15 protein-coding genes, 6 tRNA genes and 3 rRNA genes are annotated in these 22475 nt (G+C 52.1%); 20 read left to right on the top strand and 4 right to left on the bottom strand.

What is annotated here, in order from left to right:
- Positions 1-44 precede the first annotated feature (44 nt).
- The 3 genes from ACS0RQ_RS26100 to fadB all read right to left on the bottom strand — a co-directional run bounded on the left by ACS0RQ_RS26100 (position 45) and on the right by fadB (position 4047).
- Positions 45-410, bottom strand: coding sequence for a hypothetical protein (locus ACS0RQ_RS26100; RefSeq protein WP_271850815.1), 366 nt, complete (start codon positions 408-410; stop codon positions 45-47).
- Between the two features lie 274 nt (positions 411-684).
- On the bottom strand, positions 685-1848 hold the full coding sequence (gene fadA, locus ACS0RQ_RS26095) for an acetyl-CoA C-acyltransferase FadA (RefSeq protein ID WP_039077067.1): 1164 nt from the start codon (positions 1846-1848) through the stop codon (positions 685-687).
- 9 nt (positions 1849-1857) lie between these two features.
- Positions 1858-4047 carry a fatty acid oxidation complex subunit alpha FadB gene (fadB, locus tag ACS0RQ_RS26090; protein WP_271850816.1) on the bottom strand — a complete coding sequence of 730 codons (2190 nt, stop codon included), beginning with the start codon at positions 4045-4047 and terminating at the stop codon, positions 1858-1860.
- A 188-nt stretch (positions 4048-4235) separates the two neighbouring features.
- On the opposite strand from fadB, the gene pepQ reads away from it, so the two are divergent.
- The 11 genes from pepQ (at position 4236) to birA (ending at position 16301) form a co-directional block, all read left to right on the top strand.
- Positions 4236-5567 (top strand): Xaa-Pro dipeptidase, encoded by a 1332-nt coding sequence (gene pepQ / locus ACS0RQ_RS26085; protein WP_079498544.1) that lies wholly within the window; start codon positions 4236-4238, stop codon positions 5565-5567.
- Positions 5567-6181, top strand: coding sequence for an IMPACT family protein (locus tag ACS0RQ_RS26080; RefSeq protein WP_271850817.1), 615 nt, complete (start codon positions 5567-5569; stop codon positions 6179-6181). Before pepQ ends, ACS0RQ_RS26080 begins: the two co-directional genes overlap by 1 nt.
- Before the next feature lie 39 nt (positions 6182-6220).
- On the top strand, positions 6221-7672 hold the full coding sequence (trkH, locus tag ACS0RQ_RS26075; protein WP_039077071.1) for a Trk system potassium transporter TrkH: 1452 nt from the start codon (positions 6221-6223) through the stop codon (positions 7670-7672).
- 11 nt (positions 7673-7683) lie between these two features.
- Complete coding sequence (hemG, locus tag ACS0RQ_RS26070) at positions 7684-8226, top strand: menaquinone-dependent protoporphyrinogen IX dehydrogenase (protein ID WP_271850818.1); 543 nt, start codon at positions 7684-7686, stop codon at positions 8224-8226.
- A 394-nt stretch (positions 8227-8620) separates the two neighbouring features.
- Positions 8621-10162, top strand: a 16S ribosomal RNA gene (locus tag ACS0RQ_RS26065).
- Positions 10163-10232: 70 nt separating this feature from the next.
- Positions 10233-10309 (top strand) — tRNA-Ile (locus ACS0RQ_RS26060).
- A gap of 108 nt (positions 10310-10417) precedes the next feature.
- A tRNA-Ala gene (locus tag ACS0RQ_RS26055) sits at positions 10418-10493 on the top strand.
- 333 nt (positions 10494-10826) lie between these two features.
- A 23S ribosomal RNA gene (locus ACS0RQ_RS26050) occupies positions 10827-13729 on the top strand.
- A gap of 195 nt (positions 13730-13924) precedes the next feature.
- Positions 13925-14040 (top strand): 5S ribosomal RNA (gene rrf, locus ACS0RQ_RS26045).
- The 16S, 23S and 5S rRNA genes sit together here with 2 tRNA genes alongside, the layout of an rRNA operon.
- A gap of 273 nt (positions 14041-14313) precedes the next feature.
- Complete coding sequence (murB, locus tag ACS0RQ_RS26040; RefSeq protein WP_271851970.1) at positions 14314-15342, top strand: UDP-N-acetylmuramate dehydrogenase; 1029 nt, start codon at positions 14314-14316, stop codon at positions 15340-15342.
- On the top strand, positions 15339-16301 hold the full coding sequence (gene birA, locus ACS0RQ_RS26035; protein ID WP_271851969.1) for a bifunctional biotin--[acetyl-CoA-carboxylase] ligase/biotin operon repressor BirA: 963 nt from the start codon (positions 15339-15341) through the stop codon (positions 16299-16301). Before murB ends, birA begins: the two co-directional genes overlap by 4 nt.
- A gap of 30 nt (positions 16302-16331) precedes the next feature.
- On the opposite strand, the gene coaA is transcribed toward birA, so the two are convergent.
- Positions 16332-17282, bottom strand: a complete 951-nt coding sequence (gene coaA, locus ACS0RQ_RS26030) for a type I pantothenate kinase (protein ID WP_039076759.1) — start codon at positions 17280-17282, stop codon at positions 16332-16334.
- Positions 17283-18171: 889 nt separating this feature from the next.
- Between coaA and ACS0RQ_RS26025 the strand changes: the two genes are divergently transcribed.
- The 9 genes from ACS0RQ_RS26025 (at position 18172) to rplA (ending at position 22342) form a co-directional block, all read left to right on the top strand.
- A tRNA-Thr gene (locus ACS0RQ_RS26025) sits at positions 18172-18247 on the top strand.
- Positions 18248-18255: 8 nt separating this feature from the next.
- Positions 18256-18340 (top strand) — tRNA-Tyr (locus ACS0RQ_RS26020).
- A 109-nt stretch (positions 18341-18449) separates the two neighbouring features.
- Positions 18450-18524 (top strand) — tRNA-Gly (locus ACS0RQ_RS26015).
- 5 nt (positions 18525-18529) lie between these two features.
- Positions 18530-18605, top strand: a tRNA-Thr gene (locus ACS0RQ_RS26010).
- Positions 18606-18720: 115 nt separating this feature from the next.
- Positions 18721-19905, top strand: coding sequence for an elongation factor Tu (gene tuf / locus ACS0RQ_RS26005; protein ID WP_047372260.1), 1185 nt, complete (start codon positions 18721-18723; stop codon positions 19903-19905).
- A 228-nt stretch (positions 19906-20133) separates the two neighbouring features.
- Entirely contained in the window at positions 20134-20517 is a 384-nt protein-coding gene (gene secE / locus ACS0RQ_RS26000) for a preprotein translocase subunit SecE (RefSeq protein ID WP_003033128.1), read from the top strand.
- Position 20518: 1 nt separating this feature from the next.
- On the top strand, positions 20519-21064 hold the full coding sequence (nusG, locus tag ACS0RQ_RS25995) for a transcription termination/antitermination protein NusG (RefSeq protein ID WP_001287521.1): 546 nt from the start codon (positions 20519-20521) through the stop codon (positions 21062-21064).
- Between the two features lie 141 nt (positions 21065-21205).
- Positions 21206-21634, top strand: a complete 429-nt coding sequence (gene rplK / locus ACS0RQ_RS25990; RefSeq protein ID WP_006688357.1) for a 50S ribosomal protein L11 — start codon at positions 21206-21208, stop codon at positions 21632-21634.
- 3 nt (positions 21635-21637) lie between these two features.
- Positions 21638-22342, top strand: a complete 705-nt coding sequence (gene rplA / locus ACS0RQ_RS25985; protein WP_039076861.1) for a 50S ribosomal protein L1 — start codon at positions 21638-21640, stop codon at positions 22340-22342.
- Positions 22343-22475 lie beyond the last annotated feature (133 nt).

Below are 22475 nucleotides of genomic sequence, written 5' to 3'. Positions count from 1 at the left end.
CTTCCCGAAAACCACCCCTTCGTGAAGGTGGTGGTTTTCAGCAATCACTCATCCAGGTTGTAGAAGTAAACAAACAGCGGCTCATCGTTTTCTAACAGACACATCATCTCGCCTGTCGCGCCTTGCTTCGTTTCGAGGTTTGCCGTCACCTGGGTCGCAATATGCTGGCTACCGATATTTTCATCGAAGCGCTCAATAACCGCGGTGCTGGCGTTCGGCCTGGCGGTTTGCAGTTTCGCATGTAATCCCGGATTGTCGGCTCTGAGCTTATTGAGCCCAAATGTCAGGCAGTGTTGTGCCATGATCTGTTCCTGACGGGTCTCTTCATTTGCCAGTGCTGTCTGTGCTGCCAGTGCGAATGTGGGTAACAGAATAAACAGACAGGATAAAGCCAGAGTAGCGTTCTTCATTTCATTCCCTTGTCGATGTGGTGTCGCTCCCATGAGGAGTGTAAGGGATGGAGAGAAGAATAAGAAATAAAAAGCCCGCCCCTGACAGGCGGGAAAACGGCAACTAAATCTTTCTTTGCCATTGACACCATAACTGCGTTGGCTGCACTCATTTGCCCGAATCACTTACTTCTGTAAGCGTATCGGGATGTAGTCGCTTGCCGTCTTGTTCTGGCGCCAATGTCTTTGAGATCAATTTTTGTAAGCCGGGCACGCGAAGCGCCCCGGCATCGTGTTATACCCGCTCGAACACCGTTGCGATGCCCTGACCCAGCCCGATACACATGGTCGCCAGACCAAACTGGGCATCTTTGCGCTCCATCAGGTTGAGCAGGGTAGTGCTGATACGCGTACCTGAACAACCCAGCGGATGGCCGAGCGCGATCGCACCGCCGTTGAGGTTGATCTTCTCGTCAATCTGCTCCATCAACCCCAGATCTTTTATGCACGGTAGGATCTGTGCGGCAAAGGCCTCGTTCATTTCAAACAGGTCAATATCGCTGGTAGTCAGGCCCGCTTTTTTCAACGCCAGCTTTGATGCCGGAACCGGGCCATAACCCATAATGGATGGATCGCACCCGACGACAGCCATCGAGCGTACGCGCGCCCGTGGTTTCAGGCCTAACTCGCGGGCACGGCTTTCACTCATGACCAGCATTGCCGATGCGCCGTCGGAAAGGGCGGAAGAGGTCCCCGCAGTGACCGTGCCGCTCACCGGATCGAACGCCGGTCTTAAGGCCGAGAGCGCCTCAACGGTGGTTTCCGGGCGAATAACTTCGTCATAATTAAATTGCTTTAACACGCCATCGGCATCGTGGCCGCCGGTGGGGATGATTTCATTTTTAAATGCCCCGGACTGTGTGGCGGCCCAGGCGCGGGCATGAGAACGCGCGCCAAACGCGTCCTGCATTTCGCGGCTGATGCCGTGCATCCGGGAAAGCATCTCTGCGGTAAGCCCCATCATCCCTGCGGCTTTCGCCACATTGCGGCTCATACCCGGATGGAAATCCACGCCGTGGCTCATCGGAACATGACCCATATGCTCCACGCCGCCAACCAGGCAGACCTGCGCATCGCCGGTCATGATCATCCGGGCGGCATCGTGCAGCGCCTGCATTGATGAACCACACAGACGGTTAACGGTCACTGCAGGTACGGAATGGGGGATCTCCGCCAGCAATGACGCGTTGCGGGCAATGTTGAAACCCTGCTCCAGAGTCTGCTGAACGCAGCCCCAGTAGATATCGTCAATCGCAGAAGCGTCCAGCGCCGGGTTACGCGCCAGCAGGCTGCGCATCAGGTGCGCGGAGAGATCTTCCGCGCGCACGTTACGAAATGCGCCGCCTTTTGAACGGCCCATCGGGGTGCGAATTGCATCGACAATGACAACCTGTTCCATTGTGACTCCTTAAGCCGTTTTCAGTTCGCCTGCCGGACGGGCAGGTTCAACCGGGGGATAATACGCTTCGTTGTGGCGCGCTTTCTCGCGCAGCCCGGCCGGGGCTTCATAGAGCGGGCCAAGATGCTGGAACTGATGTGCCATATCGAGATATTTTGCGCTGCCAAGCGTGTCGAGCCAGCGGAATGCCCCACCGTGGAACGGAGGGAAACCGAGACCGTAGACCAGCGCCATATCGGCCTCTGCCGGACTGGCGATAATGCCTTCTTCCAGGCAGCGCACAACTTCGTTGACCATCGGGATCATCATGCGGGCGATAATCTCATCGTCGCTAAAGTCGCGCTTGGGCTGGCTAACTTCTGCCAGCAGGGCATTTACCTCGGCATCTTCTTCTTTCTTCGGTTTGCCTTTGCTGTCTTCTTTATAGCGCCAGAAGCCAAGGCCATTTTTCTGCCCGAAACGGTTAGCGTCGAACAGCGCGTCGATAGCATCGCGATAATCTTTCTGCATCCGCTGAGGGAAGCCCGCCGCCATGACGGCTTGCGCGTGATGCGCCGTGTCGATGCCGACCACATCCAGCAAATATGCCGGGCCCATTGGCCAGCCAAAGACTTTCTCCATGACTTTATCGACTTTGCGGAAATCCGCACCGTCACGCAGCAACTGGCTAAAGCCGGCAAAATAAGGGAACAACACGCGATTGACGAAGAATCCCGGGCAGTCATTCACCACGATCGGTGTTTTGCCCATTTTGCTCGCCCATGCCACGACTTTAGCGATAGTCTTATCAGACGTTTTTTCACCGCGAATGACTTCAACCAGCGGCATACGGTGTACCGGGTTAAAGAAGTGCATCCCGCAGAAGTTTTCCGGGCGTTTAAGCACGCTTGCCAGTTCGGAAATGGGGATCGTGGAGGTGTTAGACGCCAGGACGGTATCCGGGCTTACCTTTTCTTCGGTTCCTGCGAGAACGGCTTTTTTCACTTTCGGGTTTTCAACAACCGCTTCGACCACGACATCCACGCGCTCAAAGCCGGCATAGTCGAGGGTCGGGTGAATAGTGGAAATGACCCCGGCCAGTTTTAGTCCATCGATTTTGCCGCGTTCAAGCTGTTTATTTAGCAACTTACCCGCTTCACTCATACCCAGCGTCAGCGATTTGTCATTGATGTCTTTCATAATGACCGGCACGCCTTTCCAGGCAGACTGGTAGGCAATACCGCCGCCCATAATTCCCGCACCCAGCACGGCGGCCTGTTTTGGTGTCTCGACATCTTTGGTCAGTTTTTTCGCTTTGCCTTTCACGTATTGATCGTTGAGGAAAATACCGACCAGTGCGCGGGCTTCTTTACTGTGCGCCAGGGGAACGAAACTTTGATTTTCAAGTTTCAGGGCCTCTTCACGGCCAAAGCGAGCGGCTGCTTCAATGGTTTTAACCGCTGTTATGGGGGCGGGGTAATGTTTACCTGCTGTCTGCGCGACCATACCTTTGGCAATCGTAAAGCTCATGGTGGCTTCGATTTTACTTAAGTGTAGCGGCTCCAGCTTCGGCTGGCGTTTGGCTCTCCAGTCGAGATCGCCGTTAATCGCCTGACGTAAAATCGCCACCGCGCCTGCTTTTAATTTTTCCGGCTGAACTACGCCATCGACCAGGCCGATTTTCAGCGCCTCTTCGGCACCCACATCTTTCCCGGCGGCAATGATTTCCAGCGCACTGTCGGCGCCCAGCAGACGTGGCATACGGACGGAACCGCCAAAACCAGGCATGATGCCCAGTTTCGTTTCCGGCAGACCGATGCGCAGATCCGGCGTCGCCAGACGATAGTCGGTGGCGAGCACGCACTCGCAGCCGCCGCCCAGCGCATAGCCATTTACGGCAGAAATGGTCGGTACCGGCAAATCTTCCAGGCGATTGAACACGCTATTGGCAAAGTGCAGCCAGGTACTCAGTTGTTCTGCCGGAACCAGGAACAGAGAGAGGAATTCGGTAATATCGGCACCGACAATAAACGCTGCTTTTTCTGAGCGCAGCAGCAGGCCTTTTAAATCCGCCTGTTTTTCCAGCACGTCCAGCGCCTGGCCGAGGCTGGCTACGGTTGCCGTGTCTAACTTATTCACCGACCCGGGGGCATCGAACACCAGTTCGGCAATGCCATCTTCCAGCCATTTGATATATAGGGTATCGCCTTTGTAGAGCATGTCAGTCTCCTGAATCCAGCAAGGGATCTGGTCATACCAGATGAAGCGGAGTGTGGTTTTTATGTTAATAAATTGCAAATTTATCTTTAAAGAATTGCTAGTTTGATCACGCTCAGCCGAAATCACCCTACCGGGATCAGGTATGCTAAGATGCAAAAACTTGAGCTCAAAAAACAGAAGGAAGAATGATGGACTCACTGGCTGCGCTGTATAAAAATCATATCGTTACGCTCCAGGAACGTACCCGGGACGTGCTGGCCCGCTTTAAACTGGACGCGCTGTTGATTCACTCCGGTGAACTGTTCAATGTCTTTCTCGACGACCATCCGTACCCTTTCAAAGTCAATCCGCAGTTTAAAGCCTGGGTTCCGGTCACACAGGTTCCAAATTGCTGGTTGCTGGTCGATGGCGTTAACAAACCGAAACTGTGGTTCTACCTGCCGGTCGATTACTGGCACAACGTTGAGCCGTTACCGACCTCCTTCTGGACCGACGAAGTTGAGGTGATTGCCCTGCCGAAAGCCGACGGTATTGGCAGCCTGTTACCTGCTGCTCGCGGAAATATTGGGTATATCGGCCCGGTTCCCGAGCGCGCGCTTTCGCTGGATATTGCTGCCAGTAACATCAACCCGAAAGGGGTGATCGATTACTTGCACTATTACCGCGCCTATAAAACTGATTACGAACTGGCATGTATGCGTGAAGCGCAGAAAACGGCGGTAATGGGGCATCGTGCGGCGGAAGAGGCGTTCCGTTCCGGGATGAGTGAATTTGATATCAACCTGGCTTATTTGACCGCGACCGGGCATCGCGATACCGATGTGCCTTACAGCAATATTGTGGCGCTCAATGAGCACGCCGCCGTCCTTCATTACACCAAACTGGATCATCGCGCACCGGCAGAACTGCGTAGTTTCTTGCTGGATGCAGGGGCGGAATATAACGGTTATGCCGCAGACCTGACCCGCACCTGGTCGGCCAACAGCGATAACGATTATGCCCATCTGGTCAAAGATGTTAATGATGAACAACTGGCGTTGATCGCTACGATGAAGTCGGGTGTTAACTACACCGAGTACCACCTCCAGTTCCATCAACGTATTGCGAAGCTGCTGCGTAAACATCAGATAATCTCTGATATGAGCGAAGAGGCAATGGTCGAGAATGACCTGACCGGCCCATTCATGCCACACGGCATTGGTCACCCGCTTGGCCTGCAGGTGCACGATGTCGCAGGCTTTATGCAGGATGATACCGGTACGCACCTGGCGGCGCCGTCCAAATATCCTTACCTGCGTTGTACTCGTGTTCTGCAACCACGTATGGTGCTGACGATTGAGCCGGGTATCTACTTTATTGAATCACTGCTGGCGCCGTGGCGTGACGGCCCGTTCAGCAAGCACTTCAACTGGCAGAAAATTGAGGCGCTTAAACCATTTGGCGGTATTCGTATCGAAGACAACGTGGTGATTCACGAAAACAGTATCGAAAACATGACGCGTGATTTGAAACTGGCGTAATGGATAGCTGGCTGATACCGGCAGCGCCGGTCACCTTTGTCGAAGAGATCAAGAAAAGCCGTTTTATCACATACCTGGCCCATACTGATGGTGTGGAAGCGGCTAAGGCGTTTGTCGAGTCAGTACGTGCTGAACACCCGGATGCGCGACACCATTGTGTGGCCTGGGTAGCCGGGCCGCCGAATGATTCGCAGCAACTGGGCTTTTCTGATGATGGTGAACCTGCGGGTACAGCCGGAAAACCGATGCTCGCCCAGCTAATGGGAAGTGGGGTCGGGGAAATGACCGCCGTAGTGGTGCGCTACTACGGTGGCGTGTTGTTGGGGACCGGTGGACTGGTTAAAGCTTACGGCGGCGGTGTGAGCCAGGCACTTGCGCAGTTGACGACGCTGCGCAAGACGCTATTAACCGAATATACTTTGCAATGTGAATATGGGCAGTTGACCGGGGTTGAAACCCTGCTGGGGCAGTTTTCTGGCAAGATTGTTGCGAGTGAATACGAGGCGTTTGTTCGGCTTCGGGTGGCACTCCCGCAATCTGAACTGGCTGCTTTTTCAACAAAACTTGCTGATTTCAGTCGTGGTGCGTTGCAATTACACAAGATTGAAGAATAATCCCCACCTAATTTTTGCGTACCTAAGGAAGCGGCAGAGATGCATTTTCGTGCCATAACCCGAATTGTTGGACTTCTGATCATTCTCTTTTCCGGGACGATGATTCTGCCAGGGCTGGTTGCACTTATCTATCGTGATGGCGCAGGAAGGGCATTCACGCAAACATTTTTTGTCGCGCTGGCGATTGGTTCTCTGCTGTGGTGGCCTAACCGCCGTGAAAAGAGTGAGCTGAAATCGCGCGAGGGTTTTCTGATCGTTGTGCTGTTCTGGACCGTACTGGGTAGTGTGGGGGCGTTGCCCTTTATCTTCTCTGAAAGTCCAAATCTGACGGTGACGGATGCTTTTTTCGAATCGTTCTCTGGGTTAACGACGACGGGGGCCACCACGCTGGTGGGGCTGGACTCGTTGCCTCATGCCATTCTCTTTTATCGTCAGATGCTGCAGTGGTTTGGTGGTATGGGGATCATCGTGCTGGCGGTGGCGATTCTGCCTATTCTGGGCGTCGGGGGAATGCAGCTCTATCGCGCTGAAATGCCAGGGCCGCTGAAAGATAATAAAATGCGTCCGCGTATTGCCGAAACAGCGAAGACGCTGTGGCTCATTTATGTATTGCTGACTATTGCCTGTGCGCTGGCATTGTGGTTTGCCGGTATGCCCGCTTTCGATGCAATCGGGCACAGCTTCTCAACCATCGCGATTGGCGGCTTTTCGACGCATGATGCCAGCGTGGGTTACTTCGACAGCCCTACGATTAACACCATTATCGCCATCTTCCTGCTGATCTCCGGTTGTAACTATGGTCTGCACTTCTCTTTACTCAGTGGTCGCAGCCTGAAAGTGTACTGGCGCGATCCCGAATTTCGCATGTTCATCGGCGTACAGTTGACGCTGGTGGTGATCTGCACCGTGATGCTGTGGTTCCATAATGTCTACAGTTCGGCGATGACGACGCTCAACCAGGCTTTCTTCCAGGTGGTGTCGATGGCGACAACCGCAGGCTTCACGACCGACAGTATCTCTCGCTGGCCGTTATTCCTGCCGGTGCTGCTGCTCTGCTCAGCCTTTATCGGCGGCTGCGCGGGTTCGACGGGGGGCGGCCTGAAAGTCATTCGTATCCTGCTGCTGTTTAAACAGGGTAACCGTGAACTGAAACGTCTGGTGCACCCGAATGCGGTATACAGCATCAAACTGGGGAACCGTGCTCTGCCGGAGCGTATTCTTGAAGCGGTATGGGGGTTCTTCTCCGCCTATGCATTGGTGTTTATCGTCAGCATGCTGGCTATCATTGCGACCGGCGTGGATGACTTCTCCGCATTCGCTTCAGTCGTGGCGACGCTCAATAACCTGGGGCCGGGGCTTGGTGTAGTGGCGGATAACTTCGCCAGTATGAACCCGATTGCGAAATGGATCCTGATTGCCAATATGCTGTTTGGTCGTCTTGAGGTCTTTACCTTATTGGTACTGTTCACGCCGACCTTCTGGCGCGAATAAGGGAGCTATACGTGAAAACGCTAATTTTGTTTTCTACTCGTGATGGACAAACGCGTGAGATTGCCGCTTATCTGGCCTCGCAATTAAGCGAGCTGGGGGTGAGTACCGATGTGATCAATCTCAATCGTGTCGGGACGATTGACTGGTCAGCCTATGAGCGCGTCGTCATCGGCGCTTCTATTCGTTATGGTCATTTCAACCCGGCGCTGGACACTTTCGTTAAGCAGCACCAGAAAAACCTGAATGCGCTGCCCGGCGCGTTCTTCTCCGTAAACCTTGTCGCGCGCAAGCCCGAGAAACGCACCCCACAGACTAACAACTACACCCGTAAGTTTTTGCTGCGTTCGCCATGGCGTCCTGATGAATGCGTCGTGTTTGCAGGTGCGCTGCGTTACCCGCGTTATCGCTGGTTTGATCGTCTGATGATTCAACTCATTATGAAGATGACGGGTGGTGAAACAGATCCCCGTAAAGAAGTGGTCTACACCGACTGGCAGCAGGTGACCGAATTTGCGCGCAAAATCGCTCAGTTAAACAGCAAAGCGCCGCTTTAACCGCCGCTATGAATGAAATGTGAGCGAACGATAATTTTTTTGAATTTTATGCTTGTCACTTCACAAGAACTCCCTATAATGCGCCTCCACTGACACGGAACAACGGCAAGCAAGCCGCCGGGTCAGCGGGGTTCTCAGGCGAATGCCGGTGAGAATTCCGCAGAGAAAAGTGAAAATAAATACTTGACTCTGCAGCGGGAAAGCGTAATATGCACACCCCGCGCCGCAGCGAAAAACGAAGCGGCACTGCTCTTTAACAATTTATCAGACAATCTGTGTGGGCACTCAAAGTGACATGTATTCTTAACGTCCTCGGACGATAAATGAATACCAAGTCTCAACGAGTGAACACGTAATTCATTACGAAGTTTAATTCATTGAGCATCAAACTTTTAAATTGAAGAGTTTGATCATGGCTCAGATTGAACGCTGGCGGCAGGCCTAACACATGCAAGTCGAACGGTAGCACAGAGGAGCTTGCTCCTTGGGTGACGAGTGGCGGACGGGTGAGTAATGTCTGGGAAACTGCCCGATGGAGGGGGATAACTACTGGAAACGGTAGCTAATACCGCATAATGTCGCAAGACCAAAGAGGGGGACCTTCGGGCCTCTTGCCATCGGATGTGCCCAGATGGGATTAGCTAGTTGGTGAGGTAATGGCTCACCAAGGCGACGATCCCTAGCTGGTCTGAGAGGATGACCAGCCACACTGGAACTGAGACACGGTCCAGACTCCTACGGGAGGCAGCAGTGGGGAATATTGCACAATGGGCGCAAGCCTGATGCAGCCATGCCGCGTGTGTGAAGAAGGCCTTCGGGTTGTAAAGCACTTTCAGCGGGGAGGAAGGCAGTACGGTTAATAACCGTGTTGATTGACGTTACCCGCAGAAGAAGCACCGGCTAACTCCGTGCCAGCAGCCGCGGTAATACGGAGGGTGCAAGCGTTAATCGGAATTACTGGGCGTAAAGCGCACGCAGGCGGTCTGTCAAGTCGGATGTGAAATCCCCGGGCTCAACCTGGGAACTGCATTCGAAACTGGCAGGCTTGAGTCTTGTAGAGGGGGGTAGAATTCCAGGTGTAGCGGTGAAATGCGTAGAGATCTGGAGGAATACCGGTGGCGAAGGCGGCCCCCTGGACAAAGACTGACGCTCAGGTGCGAAAGCGTGGGGAGCAAACAGGATTAGATACCCTGGTAGTCCACGCCGTAAACGATGTCGACTTGGAGGTTGTGCCCTTGAGGCGTGGCTTCCGGAGCTAACGCGTTAAGTCGACCGCCTGGGGAGTACGGCCGCAAGGTTAAAACTCAAATGAATTGACGGGGGCCCGCACAAGCGGTGGAGCATGTGGTTTAATTCGATGCAACGCGAAGAACCTTACCTGGTCTTGACATCCACGGAATTCGGCAGAGATGCCTTAGTGCCTTCGGGAACCGTGAGACAGGTGCTGCATGGCTGTCGTCAGCTCGTGTTGTGAAATGTTGGGTTAAGTCCCGCAACGAGCGCAACCCTTATCCTTTGTTGCCAGCGGTCCGGCCGGGAACTCAAAGGAGACTGCCAGTGATAAACTGGAGGAAGGTGGGGATGACGTCAAGTCATCATGGCCCTTACGACCAGGGCTACACACGTGCTACAATGGCATATACAAAGAGAAGCGACCTCGCGAGAGCAAGCGGACCTCATAAAGTATGTCGTAGTCCGGATTGGAGTCTGCAACTCGACTCCATGAAGTCGGAATCGCTAGTAATCGTGGATCAGAATGCCACGGTGAATACGTTCCCGGGCCTTGTACACACCGCCCGTCACACCATGGGAGTGGGTTGCAAAAGAAGTAGGTAGCTTAACCTTCGGGAGGGCGCTTACCACTTTGTGATTCATGACTGGGGTGAAGTCGTAACAAGGTAACCGTAGGGGAACCTGCGGTTGGATCACCTCCTTACCTTAAAGAACCTGCCTTTGTAGTGCTCACACAGATTGTCTGATGAAATACAGCAGTAAAAAATCTCTGCAGGCTTGTAGCTCAGGTGGTTAGAGCGCACCCCTGATAAGGGTGAGGTCGGTGGTTCAAGTCCACTCAGGCCTACCAAATTCCTGCTGATGCTGCGTTGCGGCGACACTCACATACTTTAAGTATGCTTCGTGTCACCACGCCTTGCCTCAACAGTAATTAAGGTTGGTGAGATTTACCTACGATGGGGCTATAGCTCAGCTGGGAGAGCGCCTGCTTTGCACGCAGGAGGTCTGCGGTTCGATCCCGCATAGCTCCACCATCTTTTACTGCGAACACAAGAAAACTTCAGAGTGAACCTGAAAAGGTGCACTGCGAAGTTTTGCTCTTTAAAAATCTGGATCAAGCTGAAAATTGAAACGACACACAGTGTCTGTTCTCCGTAATAAGAACAGATGACGGTGTGTTCGAGTCTCTCAAATTATCGCAATCAGAAGATGACACTGTAAAAGGTGACGTGAGCGACGTGAAGACAAGGCGTACCGCACGCAGCGAGCGGAGTGGACTTAATGTCCATGAGCATCGCGAGTACGGAACAACGCAGTATTCACAACGCGTAACAAACCGGACAGAACAAGACATCTTCGGGTTGTGAGGTTAAGCGACTAAGCGTACACGGTGGATGCCCTGGCAGTCAGAGGCGATGAAGGACGTGCTAATCTGCGAAAAGCGCCGGCGAGGTGATATGAACCTTTGACCCGGCGATGTCCGAATGGGGAAACCCAGTGCAATCCGTTGCACTATCGTTTGATGAATACATAGTCAAACGAGGCGAACCGGGGGAACTGAAACATCTAAGTACCCCGAGGAAAAGAAATCAACCGAGATTCCCCCAGTAGCGGCGAGCGAACGGGGAGCAGCCCAGAGCCTGAATCAGCTTGTGTGTTAGTGGAAGCGTCTGGAAAGTCGCGCGATACAGGGTGACAGCCCCGTACACGAAAGCACACAGGCTGTGAGCTCGATGAGTAGGGCGGGACACGTGGTATCCTGTCTGAATATGGGGGGACCATCCTCCAAGGCTAAATACTCCTGACTGACCGATAGTGAACCAGTACCGTGAGGGAAAGGCGAAAAGAACCCCGGCGAGGGGAGTGAAAAAGAACCTGAAACCGTGTACGTACAAGCAGTGGGAGCCTCTTTAATGGGGTGACTGCGTACCTTTTGTATAATGGGTCAGCGACTTATATTCTGTAGCAAGGTTAACCGAATAGGGGAGCCGAAGGGAAACCGAGTCTTAACTGGGCGTTAAGTTGCAGGGTATAGACCCGAAACCCGGTGATCTAGCCATGGGCAGGTTGAAGGTTGGGTAACACTAACTGGAGGACCGAACCGACTAATGTTGAAAAATTAGCGGATGACTTGTGGCTGGGGGTGAAAGGCCAATCAAACCGGGAGATAGCTGGTTCTCCCCGAAAGCTATTTAGGTAGCGCCTCGTGAATTCATCTCCGGGGGTAGAGCACTGTTTCGGCTAGGGGGCCATCCCGGCTTACCAACCCGATGCAAACTACGAATACCGGAGAATGTTATCACGGGAGACACACGGCGGGTGCTAACGTCCGTCGTGAAGAGGGAAACAACCCAGACCGCCAGCTAAGGTCCCAAAGTCATGGTTAAGTGGGAAACGATGTGGGAAGGCACAGACAGCCAGGATGTTGGCTTAGAAGCAGCCATCATTTAAAGAAAGCGTAATAGCTCACTGGTCGAGTCGGCCTGCGCGGAAGATGTAACGGGGCTAAACCATGCACCGAAGCTGCGGCAGCGACACTATGTGTTGTTGGGTAGGGGAGCGTTCTGTAAGCCTGCGAAGGTGTGCTGTGAGGCATGCTGGAGGTATCAGAAGTGCGAATGCTGACATAAGTAACGATAAAGCGGGTGAAAAGCCCGCTCGCCGGAAGACCAAGGGTTCCTGTCCAACGTTAATCGGGGCAGGGTGAGTCGACCCCTAAGGCGAGGCCGAAAGGCGTAGTCGATGGGAAACAGGTTAATATTCCTGTACTTGGTGTTACTGCGAAGGGGGGACGGAGAAGGCTATGTTAGCCGGGCGACGGTTGTCCCGGTTTAAGCATGTAGGCTGGTTATCCAGGCAAATCCGGATAATCAAGGCTGAGGTGTGATGACGAGTCACTACGGTGATGAAGTAACAAATGCCCTGCTTCCAGGAAAAGCCTCTAAGCATCAGGTAACATCAAATCGTACCCCAAACCGACACAGGTGGTCAGGTAGAGAATACCAAGGCGCTTGAGAGAACTCGGGTGAAGGAACTAGGCAAAATGGTGCCGTAACTTCGGGAGAAGGCACGCTGATATGTAGGTGAAGCCCCTGCGGGTGGAGCTGAAATCAGTCGAAGATACCAGCTGGCTGCAACTGTTTATTAAAAACACAGCACTGTGCAAACACGAAAGTGGACGTATACGGTGTGACGCCTGCCCGGTGCCGGAAGGTTAATTGATGGGGTTATCCGTAAGGAGAAGCTCTTGATCGAAGCCCCGGTAAACGGCGGCCGTAACTATAACGGTCCTAAGGTAGCGAAATTCCTTGTCGGGTAAGTTCCGACCTGCACGAATGGCGTAATGATGGCCAGGCTGTCTCCACCCGAGACTCAGTGAAATTGAACTCGCTGTGAAGATGCAGTGTACCCGCGGCAAGACGGAAAGACCCCGTGAACCTTTACTATAGCTTGACACTGAACATTGAGCCTTGATGTGTAGGATAGGTGGGAGGCTTTGAAGCGTGGACGCCAGTCTGCGTGGAGCCAACCTTGAAATACCACCCTTTAATGTTTGATGTTCTAACGTGGACCCGTGATCCGGGTTGCGGACAGTGTCTGGTGGGTAGTTTGACTGGGGCGGTCTCCTCCCAAAGAGTAACGGAGGAGCACGAAGGTTGGCTAATCGTGGTCGGACATCAGGAGGTTAGTGCAATGGCATAAGCCAGCTTGACTGCGAGCGTGACGGCGCGAGCAGGTGCGAAAGCAGGTCATAGTGATCCGGTGGTTCTGAATGGAAGGGCCATCGCTCAACGGATAAAAGGTACTCCGGGGATAACAGGCTGATACCGCCCAAGAGTTCATATCGACGGCGGTGTTTGGCACCTCGATGTCGGCTCATCACATCCTGGGGCTGAAGTAGGTCCCAAGGGTATGGCTGTTCGCCATTTAAAGTGGTACGCGAGCTGGGTTTAGAACGTCGTGAGACAGTTCGGTCCCTATCTGCCGTGGGCGCTGGAGAATTGAGGGGGGCTGCTCCTAGTACGAGAGGACCGGAGTGGACGCATCACTGGTGTTCGGGTTGTCATGCCAATGGCACTGCCCGGTAGCTACATGCGGAAGAGATAAGTGCTGAAAGCATCTAAGCACGAAACTTGCCCCGAGATGAGTTCTCCCTTGTCCTTTAAGGACACTAAAGGAACGTTGAAGACGACGACGTTGATAGGCCGGGTGTGTAAGCGCAGCGATGCGTTGAGCTAACCGGTACTAATGAACCGTGAGGCTTAACCTTACAACGCCGAAGATGTTTTGGCGGATTGAGAAGATTTTCAGCATTGATTACAGATTTTCGGGAACGAAAGATTTTACGCTGAGGCAAGGCGGCAAATGAAGTAAAGGAAGGAGCATACATGAGTATGTGACTGACTTTGCGAATGCAGCCAACGCAGCCACAGTGAAAAAGATTCGTTTCTGGCAACAGAATTTGCCTGGCGGCTTTAGCGCGGTGGTCCCACCTGACCCCATGCCGAACTCAGAAGTGAAACGCCGTAGCGCCGATGGTAGTGTGGGGTCTCCCCATGTGAGAGTAGGGAACTGCCAGGCATCAAATTAAAAGACCTGCACCAGTCTTCGGGGCAGTTCGCTACTCGACAGAGAGTAGGACAAAAGCGAGAGCTTTTGAACGTTGCGCAGCAACGGCCCGAAGGGTGAATCACAACGTGATTCATAAACTGCCAGGCATCAAACAAGTAAGAAGCCCATCCTCACGGATGGGCTTTTTGCGTTTTTACCCCTCAAGAAACCTCCCCTATAACCACAAGCGCTCACTTTGCATATGCGGTAAACTAGCCGGGTTTTTGCATCAGGACAGCGTCTATGAACCACTCCCTTAAACCCTGGAATACCTTCGGCATTGATCACAATGCAAATAAAATAATACGTGCTGAAAGCGTGCAGCAACTACTTGAAGCGTGGCAGGAATCCGTACGTAATGAACAGCCCGTATTGATGCTGGGTGAGGGCAGTAATGTTCTTTTCCTGGAAGATTTCACAGGTACGGTCATTATTAACCGCATCCTGGGTATTGAAACTGAGGAAAGCGCCGAGGCCTGGCATGTTCATGTTGGTGCGGGGGAAAACTGGCATCAGCTCGTTCAGTTTACGCTCTCGCATGGTATGCCCGGTCTGGAAAACCTGGCGTTGATCCCGGGTTGTGTTGGGTCATCGCCTATCCAGAACATCGGCGCATACGGTGTTGAATTGCAGCGCGTCTGTGCTTATGTCGACTGTGTAGAGTTGAGTACGGGAAATACCCACCGATTAACGGCAGAAGCTTGCCGCTTTGGTTATCGTGACAGTATCTTCAAACATGAGTATCAGGATCGCTACGCAATCGTCGCGGTTGGGTTGCGCTTACCTAAGCAGTGGCAGCCGGTTCTGACTTATGGCGATCTGACGCGTCTGGACCCGGCAACCGTAACGCCGCAGAACGTTTTTGAAGAAGTTTGCCGCATGCGCACCAGTAAGTTGCCCGATCCGAAAGTAAACGGTAATGCCGGTAGCTTCTTTAAAAATCCGGTTGTGAGTGCCGAACAGGCTGCCGCGCTACTGGAAAAGTCACCGAAAGCTCCCCATTACCCTCAACCTGACGGCACAGTAAAACTCGCTGCCGGATGGCTTATCGATCAATGCCAGTTAAAAGGTGTATCTATTGGTGGTGCAGCCGTTCATCCGCTACAGGCACTGGTGCTAATCAATCAAAATCACGCGACCAGTAAAGATGTTGTCCGCCTGGCTCACCATGTACGTGAACAGGTTGGCGCGAAGTTTAATGTCTGGCTGGAACCGGAGGTGCGTTTTATCGGCCATCGTGGCGAAGTCAATGCCGTGGAGGTGATTGCATGAAAGACAACACCATTCCGTTAACCCTGGTCTCTATCCTTGCTGATGGCGAATTCCACTCTGGTGAACAGCTCGGTGAGCGGCTGGGCATGAGTCGTGCAGCTATCAATAAACACATTCAAACCCTGCGTGACTGGGGGGTGGATGTATTTACCGTACCTGGTAAAGGTTACAGTCTTCCTGAACCTATCCAATTGTTAAATGAAGAGCTGATCGTAGCGCAGGTTCAAACAGGTAAAGTGGCTGTATTGCCGGTTATTGATTCCACTAACCAATACCTGCTGGATCGAATCGGCGAGTTGCGATCCGGCGATGTCTGTGTCGCAGAATACCAGCAGGCGGGGCGTGGTCGGCGTGGGCGTAAGTGGTTCTCTCCCTTTGGTGCGAATCTCTATCTCTCCATGTACTGGCGTCTTGAACAAGGTCCGGCTGCGGCCATTGGGTTAAGTCTGGTCATTGGCATTATCATGGCAGAAGTTCTGCAAGAACTCGGCGCAGAAAATGTTCGGGTGAAATGGCCCAATGATCTGTATCTGGGGGACCGTAAACTTGCCGGTATCCTCGTGGAATTAACCGGAAAAACCGGCGATGCTGCGCAGATCGTGATAGGGGCTGGCATCAACCTTGCCATGCGCCATGCGGAAAGTGATATGATCAATCAAAGCTGGGTTAACCTGCAAGAAGCGGGTGTAGTCATTGATCGCAATACGCTCGCTGTCCGTCTGATTCATGAATTACGTGCTGCGCTACAGTCTTTTGAACAAGAAGGGTTAAGTCCCTGGCTCTCTCGCTGGAAGAAACTGGATAACTTTATTGATCGTCCGGTGAAATTGATCATCGGCGAGAGAGAAATATTTGGCATCTCGCGTGGCATTGATGCACAAGGTGCATTGTTGCTTGAACAGGATGGGGTAATTAAACCCTGGATGGGTGGTGAAATTTCCTTACGCAGTGCCGAATAATAAAAGGGGGAGCATTTCGCTCCCCTTGTTTTATTTTCGCAGGCGTACTTGCTCGACCGCGTGGTCGGCACTCTTGGTCATAACAAGGCTTGCACGCTCACGGGTTGGAAGAATATTTTCTTTTAAATTTAGCCAGTTAATTTCCTTCCAAAGGGAGGTGGCAATATTGATGGCTTCTTCTTCGGTCAATTTCGCATAGTTGTGGAAATAAGAATCCGGATCGGCGAAAGCCCCTTCACGGAATTTCAGGAAACGATTGATATACCATTTCTGTAATAACTCCTCCGGCGCATCGACATAAATAGAGAAGTCGACAAAGTCAGAAACAAATACATGATGAGGGTCATGAGGATAATCCATACCGCTTTGTAATACGTTGAGCCCTTCAAGGATCAGAATATCCGGTTGAGTTACCGTTTTATCACCGTCCGGGATCACATCGTAAATTAAATGTGAATATACTGGTGCAGTAACGTTTGGCACGCCGGATTTAATATCGGAAACGAATTTCACCAGACGGTGCATATCATAAGATTGCGGAAAACCTTTCTTCTTCATCAGGCCACGATCTTTTAAAACCTGATTAGGATGCAAAAAGCCATCGGTGGTGATTAATTCAACGCGGCGATGCTCCGGCCAGCGACTTAATAAAGCCTGCAATACACGTGCAGTGGTGCTTTTGCCCACGGCAACGCTACCTGCAATGCTGATGATATAAGGTATTCTTTGTCCATTCGTGCCTAAGAATTGTTCAAGCACAGCCTGGCGACGTAAATTCGAACTGATATAAAAATTGAGCAAACGCGATAGCGGCAGATAAATCTCTGCAACCTCTTCCAAAGATAGATCTTCATTAATGCCTTTTAACCGCGCGATTTCACCCTCAGTGAGCGTCATCGGCACTGAATCACGAAGCGCAGCCCACTGGCTACGATTGAACTGCAAGTACGGGGTCATTAACGTTTGCTCTTTTTTACTCATAAGCTTTTTCTGCCTGCCATGGTGGCTCGCCACGTATGCTTCCGACACGGAGCGAGAAGCCTTCTTTTAAGGTAATGTGATGGCGCGACGTTATTGATATAAGTTAGGACAATGGGCAGGAGGTTAACACCAGATGACAGGGAATAATATGAAAAATCGCGTCTGCATGATGCTTTCCGGGGAAAGCATCACGTTTCAGAGACTGGCAGGCAATAGCGCGAGATAACGGAATTACCACGAATAAGCGTTGGTAATAAATCGCGGTTGAATGTGTGTTTCCATCTGCTGAATTCAGGAAACCCGCTATTTCGGCAGGCAGTGTCGTCCCTGCCTACTGTAGAAACCTTCTACTGCAAACCAGCCTGTACATAGTGATAAAGAAGGCTGCGTTGCCATGCATAGCCCGCTTTCTCAAGAGTATTAATAAGGCATTAGCCAGAGCCGCTTCGGTGGAATTGATGGTGTACCTTATTTATCTTGATGGATGATGTTACGAAGATGACCGTTCGTTTCGTCCCTCTGAACAACCTGCACAACAAATTGGCAAGTTCCTCGCAGTAAACGGAAAGACCATTTTTACAGTGATACTCCCGCGTACAGGTGATATGTATCACGCTCTCCTTAATAGAGGATTTCTTCTTGAACGCTTAAAAAACGGCATTAGGGTGAAGCAAAAGCACTTTATACAGAGTGATGGGAGGTGTGTTTGCCATCAATGGCGAGGAAGTATGGCCTCCAATAGCGGCCACGATGTTGGTTTTTTCCACTGATTTGCTTGAAATAGCAGCATTTAACGGCCTTGTCGTGCAAAATGTGAGCGATAGAACAATTTGTGCAATTTTTTAGTTGCATCAAGCGCTCTGTCTCCCTAGAATGCGCGCTACTTGATGCCGACTTAGCTCAGTAGGTAGAGCAACTGACTTGTAATCAGTAGGTCACCAGTTCGATTCCGGTAGTCGGCACCATCAAGTCCGGTGGGGTTCCCGAGCGGCCAAAGGGAGCAGACTGTAAATCTGCCGTCACAGACTTCGAAGGTTCGAATCCTTCCCCCACCACCATTTTCGGTCACCTTGTGTGACCAGAGTTGGTGTCAAAACTGAATCAACTCAAAGGGAGAGTTTTCTTCTCCTGAAACACAGAAAGAATAGGGTAGCCGAGTTTTAGGATGCGGGCATCGTATAATGGCTATTACCTCAGCCTTCCAAGCTGATGATGCGGGTTCGATTCCCGCTGCCCGCTCCAGACGTGCTGATATGGCTCAGTTGGTAGAGCGCACCCTTGGTAAGGGTGAGGTCCCCAGTTCGACTCTGGGTATCAGCACCACTTCTTTATCTCTCCTCCCCTGTTTCTCTCTGTTTATTGCATTCAACAAGTCGGGCATGTTGCCTGGTTGATGTGGTGATATCACCGATTTATCCGTGTCTTAGAGGGACAATCGATGTCTAAAGAAAAGTTTGAACGTACAAAACCGCACGTTAACGTCGGTACTATCGGCCACGTTGACCATGGTAAAACAACGCTGACCGCTGCAATCACTACCGTTCTGTCCAAAACTTACGGTGGCCAGGCTCGCGCATTCGACCAGATCGATAACGCGCCGGAAGAAAAAGCACGTGGTATCACCATCAACACCTCTCACGTTGAGTACGATACTGCGATCCGTCACTACGCACACGTAGACTGCCCGGGCCACGCCGACTATGTTAAAAACATGATCACCGGTGCTGCGCAGATGGACGGCGCGATCCTGGTTGTTGCTGCGACTGACGGCCCGATGCCGCAGACTCGTGAGCACATCCTGCTGGGTCGTCAGGTAGGCGTTCCGTACATCATCGTGTTCCTGAACAAATGCGACATGGTTGATGACGAAGAGCTGCTGGAACTGGTTGAAATGGAAGTTCGTGAACTTCTGTCTCAGTACGATTTCCCGGGCGACGACACTCCGATCGTTCGTGGTTCTGCTCTGAAAGCGCTGGAAGGCGACGCAGAGTGGGAAGCAAAAATCATCGAACTGGCTGGCCACCTGGATACCTATATCCCGGAACCAGAGCGTGCGATTGACAAGCCGTTCCTGCTGCCGATCGAAGACGTATTCTCTATCTCCGGTCGTGGTACCGTTGTTACCGGTCGTGTAGAGCGTGGTATCATCAAAGTTGGTGAAGAAGTTGAAATCGTTGGTATCAAAGATACTGCGAAATCTACCTGTACCGGCGTTGAAATGTTCCGCAAACTGCTGGACGAAGGCCGTGCTGGTGAGAACGTTGGTGTTCTGCTGCGTGGTATCAAACGTGAAGAAATCGAACGTGGCCAGGTACTGGCTAAGCCGGGCACCATCAAGCCGCACACCAAGTTCGAATCCGAAGTGTACATTCTGTCCAAAGATGAAGGCGGCCGTCATACTCCGTTCTTCAAAGGCTACCGTCCGCAGTTCTACTTCCGTACAACTGACGTGACTGGCACCATCGAACTGCCGGAAGGCGTAGAGATGGTAATGCCGGGCGACAACATCAAAATGGTTGTTACCCTGATCCACCCGATCGCGATGGACGACGGTCTGCGTTTCGCAATCCGTGAAGGCGGCCGTACTGTAGGCGCGGGCGTTGTAGCAAAAGTTCTCGGCTAATCGCTGATAACATTTGACGCTAAGCGTAAGAAAAGGGCATCATTTGATGCCCTTTTTGCACGCTCTCGAATCAGAACCTGGCTCATCAGTGATTTTTTTTGTCATAATCATTGCTGAGACAGGCTCTGTAGATGGCGTTAAATCCGAAACGCGCCAGAGCATTTCGGTTTGGTTGCCTCGCCTATGCGGGGCAAAAATGTTTGTCTGATTCTTGTAACAGGTTGGTTTATGAGTGCGAATACCGAAGCTCAAGGGAGCGGGCGCGGCCTGGAAGCGATGAAGTGGGTTGTTGTTGCTGTTCTGTTGCTCGTAGCGATCGTTGGCAACTACCTTTATCGTGACATGATGCTGCCGCTGCGTGCGCTGGCCGTTGTGATTCTGATTGCTGCAGCAGGTGGTGTCGCGCTGTTGACGACGAAGGGTAAAGCGACCGTTGCGTTTGCCCGCGAAGCGAGAACTGAAGTCCGTAAGGTAATTTGGCCTACTCGCCAGGAAACATTGCACACCACATTGATCGTAGCTGCGGTAACTGCGGTTATGTCACTTATTCTGTGGGGACTGGATGGTATTCTGGTTCGCCTCGTTTCCTTTATCACTGGCCTGAGGTTCTGAGATGTCTGAAGCTCCTAAAAAGCGCTGGTACGTCGTTCAGGCGTTTTCCGGTTTTGAAGGCCGCGTAGCAACTTCGCTGCGTGAGCACATCAAATTACACAATATGGAAGAGTTGTTTGGCGAAGTTATGGTGCCGACCGAAGAAGTGGTCGAAATCCGTGGCGGCCAGCGTCGTAAAAGCGAGCGTAAATTCTTCCCGGGTTACGTACTGGTCCAGATGGTCATGAACGACGCAAGCTGGCACCTGGTGCGCAGCGTTCCGCGCGTAATGGGCTTCATCGGTGGTACTTCCGATCGTCCGGCGCCGATCAGCGATAAAGAAGTTGATGCGATTATGAACCGCCTGCAGCAGGTGGGTGATAAGCCGCGTCCGAAAACGCTGTTCGAACCAGGTGAAATGGTCCGCGTTAACGATGGTCCGTTTGCTGACTTCAATGGTGTGGTCGAAGAAGTTGACTACGAGAAGTCCCGCCTGAAAGTTTCTGTTTCCATTTTTGGTCGTGCGACCCCGGTGGAACTGGACTTTAGCCAGGTAGAGAAAGCCTAAAAAAAGGCGATCAAATGTTGCACAAGGCGCGAAGTTGGCATACAATTTCGCGCCTTTTGATTTTATGGGTCCCGTACCCGTAAAACGAATTTAAACACGGGGAGCCCTTCCGGGCGCTATAACCCAAACGAGGAATTTAGAATGGCTAAGAAAGTCCAGGCCTACGTCAAGCTGCAGGTTGCAGCTGGCATGGCAAACCCGAGCCCACCGGTTGGTCCGGCTCTGGGTCAGCAGGGTGTTAACATCATGGAATTCTGTAAAGCGTTCAACGCGAAAACTGATTCCATGGAAAAAGGTCTGCCGATTCCGGTTGTTATTACCGTTTACGCTGACCGTTCTTTCACTTTCGTTACCAAAACGCCTCCGGCAGCAGTTCTGCTGAAGAAAGCAGCTGGTATCAAGTCTGGTTCCGGCAAGCCGAACAAAGACAAAGTGGGTAAAATTTCCCGCGCTCAGCTGCAGGAAATCGCGCAGACCAAAGCTGCCGACATGACTGGTGCCGACATTGAAGCGATGACTCGCTCCATTGAAGGTACTGCACGTTCCATGGGCCTGGTAGTGGAGGACTAAGAAATGGCTAAACTGACCAAGCGCATGCGCGTGATCCGTGACAAAGTTGATGCGACCAAACAGTACGACATCAATGAAGCTATCTCTCTGCTGAAAGAGCTGGCCACTGCTAAATTCGTAGAAAGCGTTGACGTTGCTGTTAACCTCGGCATCGATGCGCGTAAATCTGATCAGAACGTACGTGGTGCTACTGTACTGCCGCACGGTACTGGCCGTTCCGTTCGCGTAGCCGTATTTACTCAGGGCGCAAACGCTGAAGCTGCTAAAGCTGCAGGCGCTGAGCTGGTAGGTATGGAAGATCTGGCAGACCAGATCAAAAAAGGCGAAATGAACTTTGACGTTGTTATTGCTTCCCCGGATGCAATGCGCGTTGTTGGCCAGTTGGGCCAGGTTCTGGGTCCGCGTGGCCTGATGCCAAACCCGAAAGTGGGTACTGTAACGCCGAACGTTGCTGAAGCGGTTAAAAACGCGAAAGCAGGTCAGGTTCGTTACCGTAACGACAAAAACGGCATCATTCACACCACCATCGGTAAAGTGGATTTTGACGCTGACAAACTGAAAGAAAACCTGGAAGCTCTGCTGGTTGCGCTGAAAAAAGCAAAACCGACTCAGGCGAAAGGCGTGTACATCAAGAAAATCAGCATCTCCACCACCATGGGTGCCGGTGTTGCAGTTGATCAGGCTGGCCTGAGCGCTTCTGCAAACTAATGCCTTTACGTGGGCGGTGAATTTGTCTACAATTTTACCCCCACGATTCTGTTGAAAGATACAGACGCTATGCGAGTCATTTGAATTGCGGCAAGGCGGCAAGCGAGTGAATCGCCAGGAGCATAGTTAACTA

Source organism: Phytobacter diazotrophicus (assembly GCF_052061655.1).
GTDB lineage: Bacteria > Pseudomonadota > Gammaproteobacteria > Enterobacterales > Enterobacteriaceae > Phytobacter > Phytobacter diazotrophicus.
This window is presented reverse-complemented; position numbering and strand designations above follow the sequence as displayed.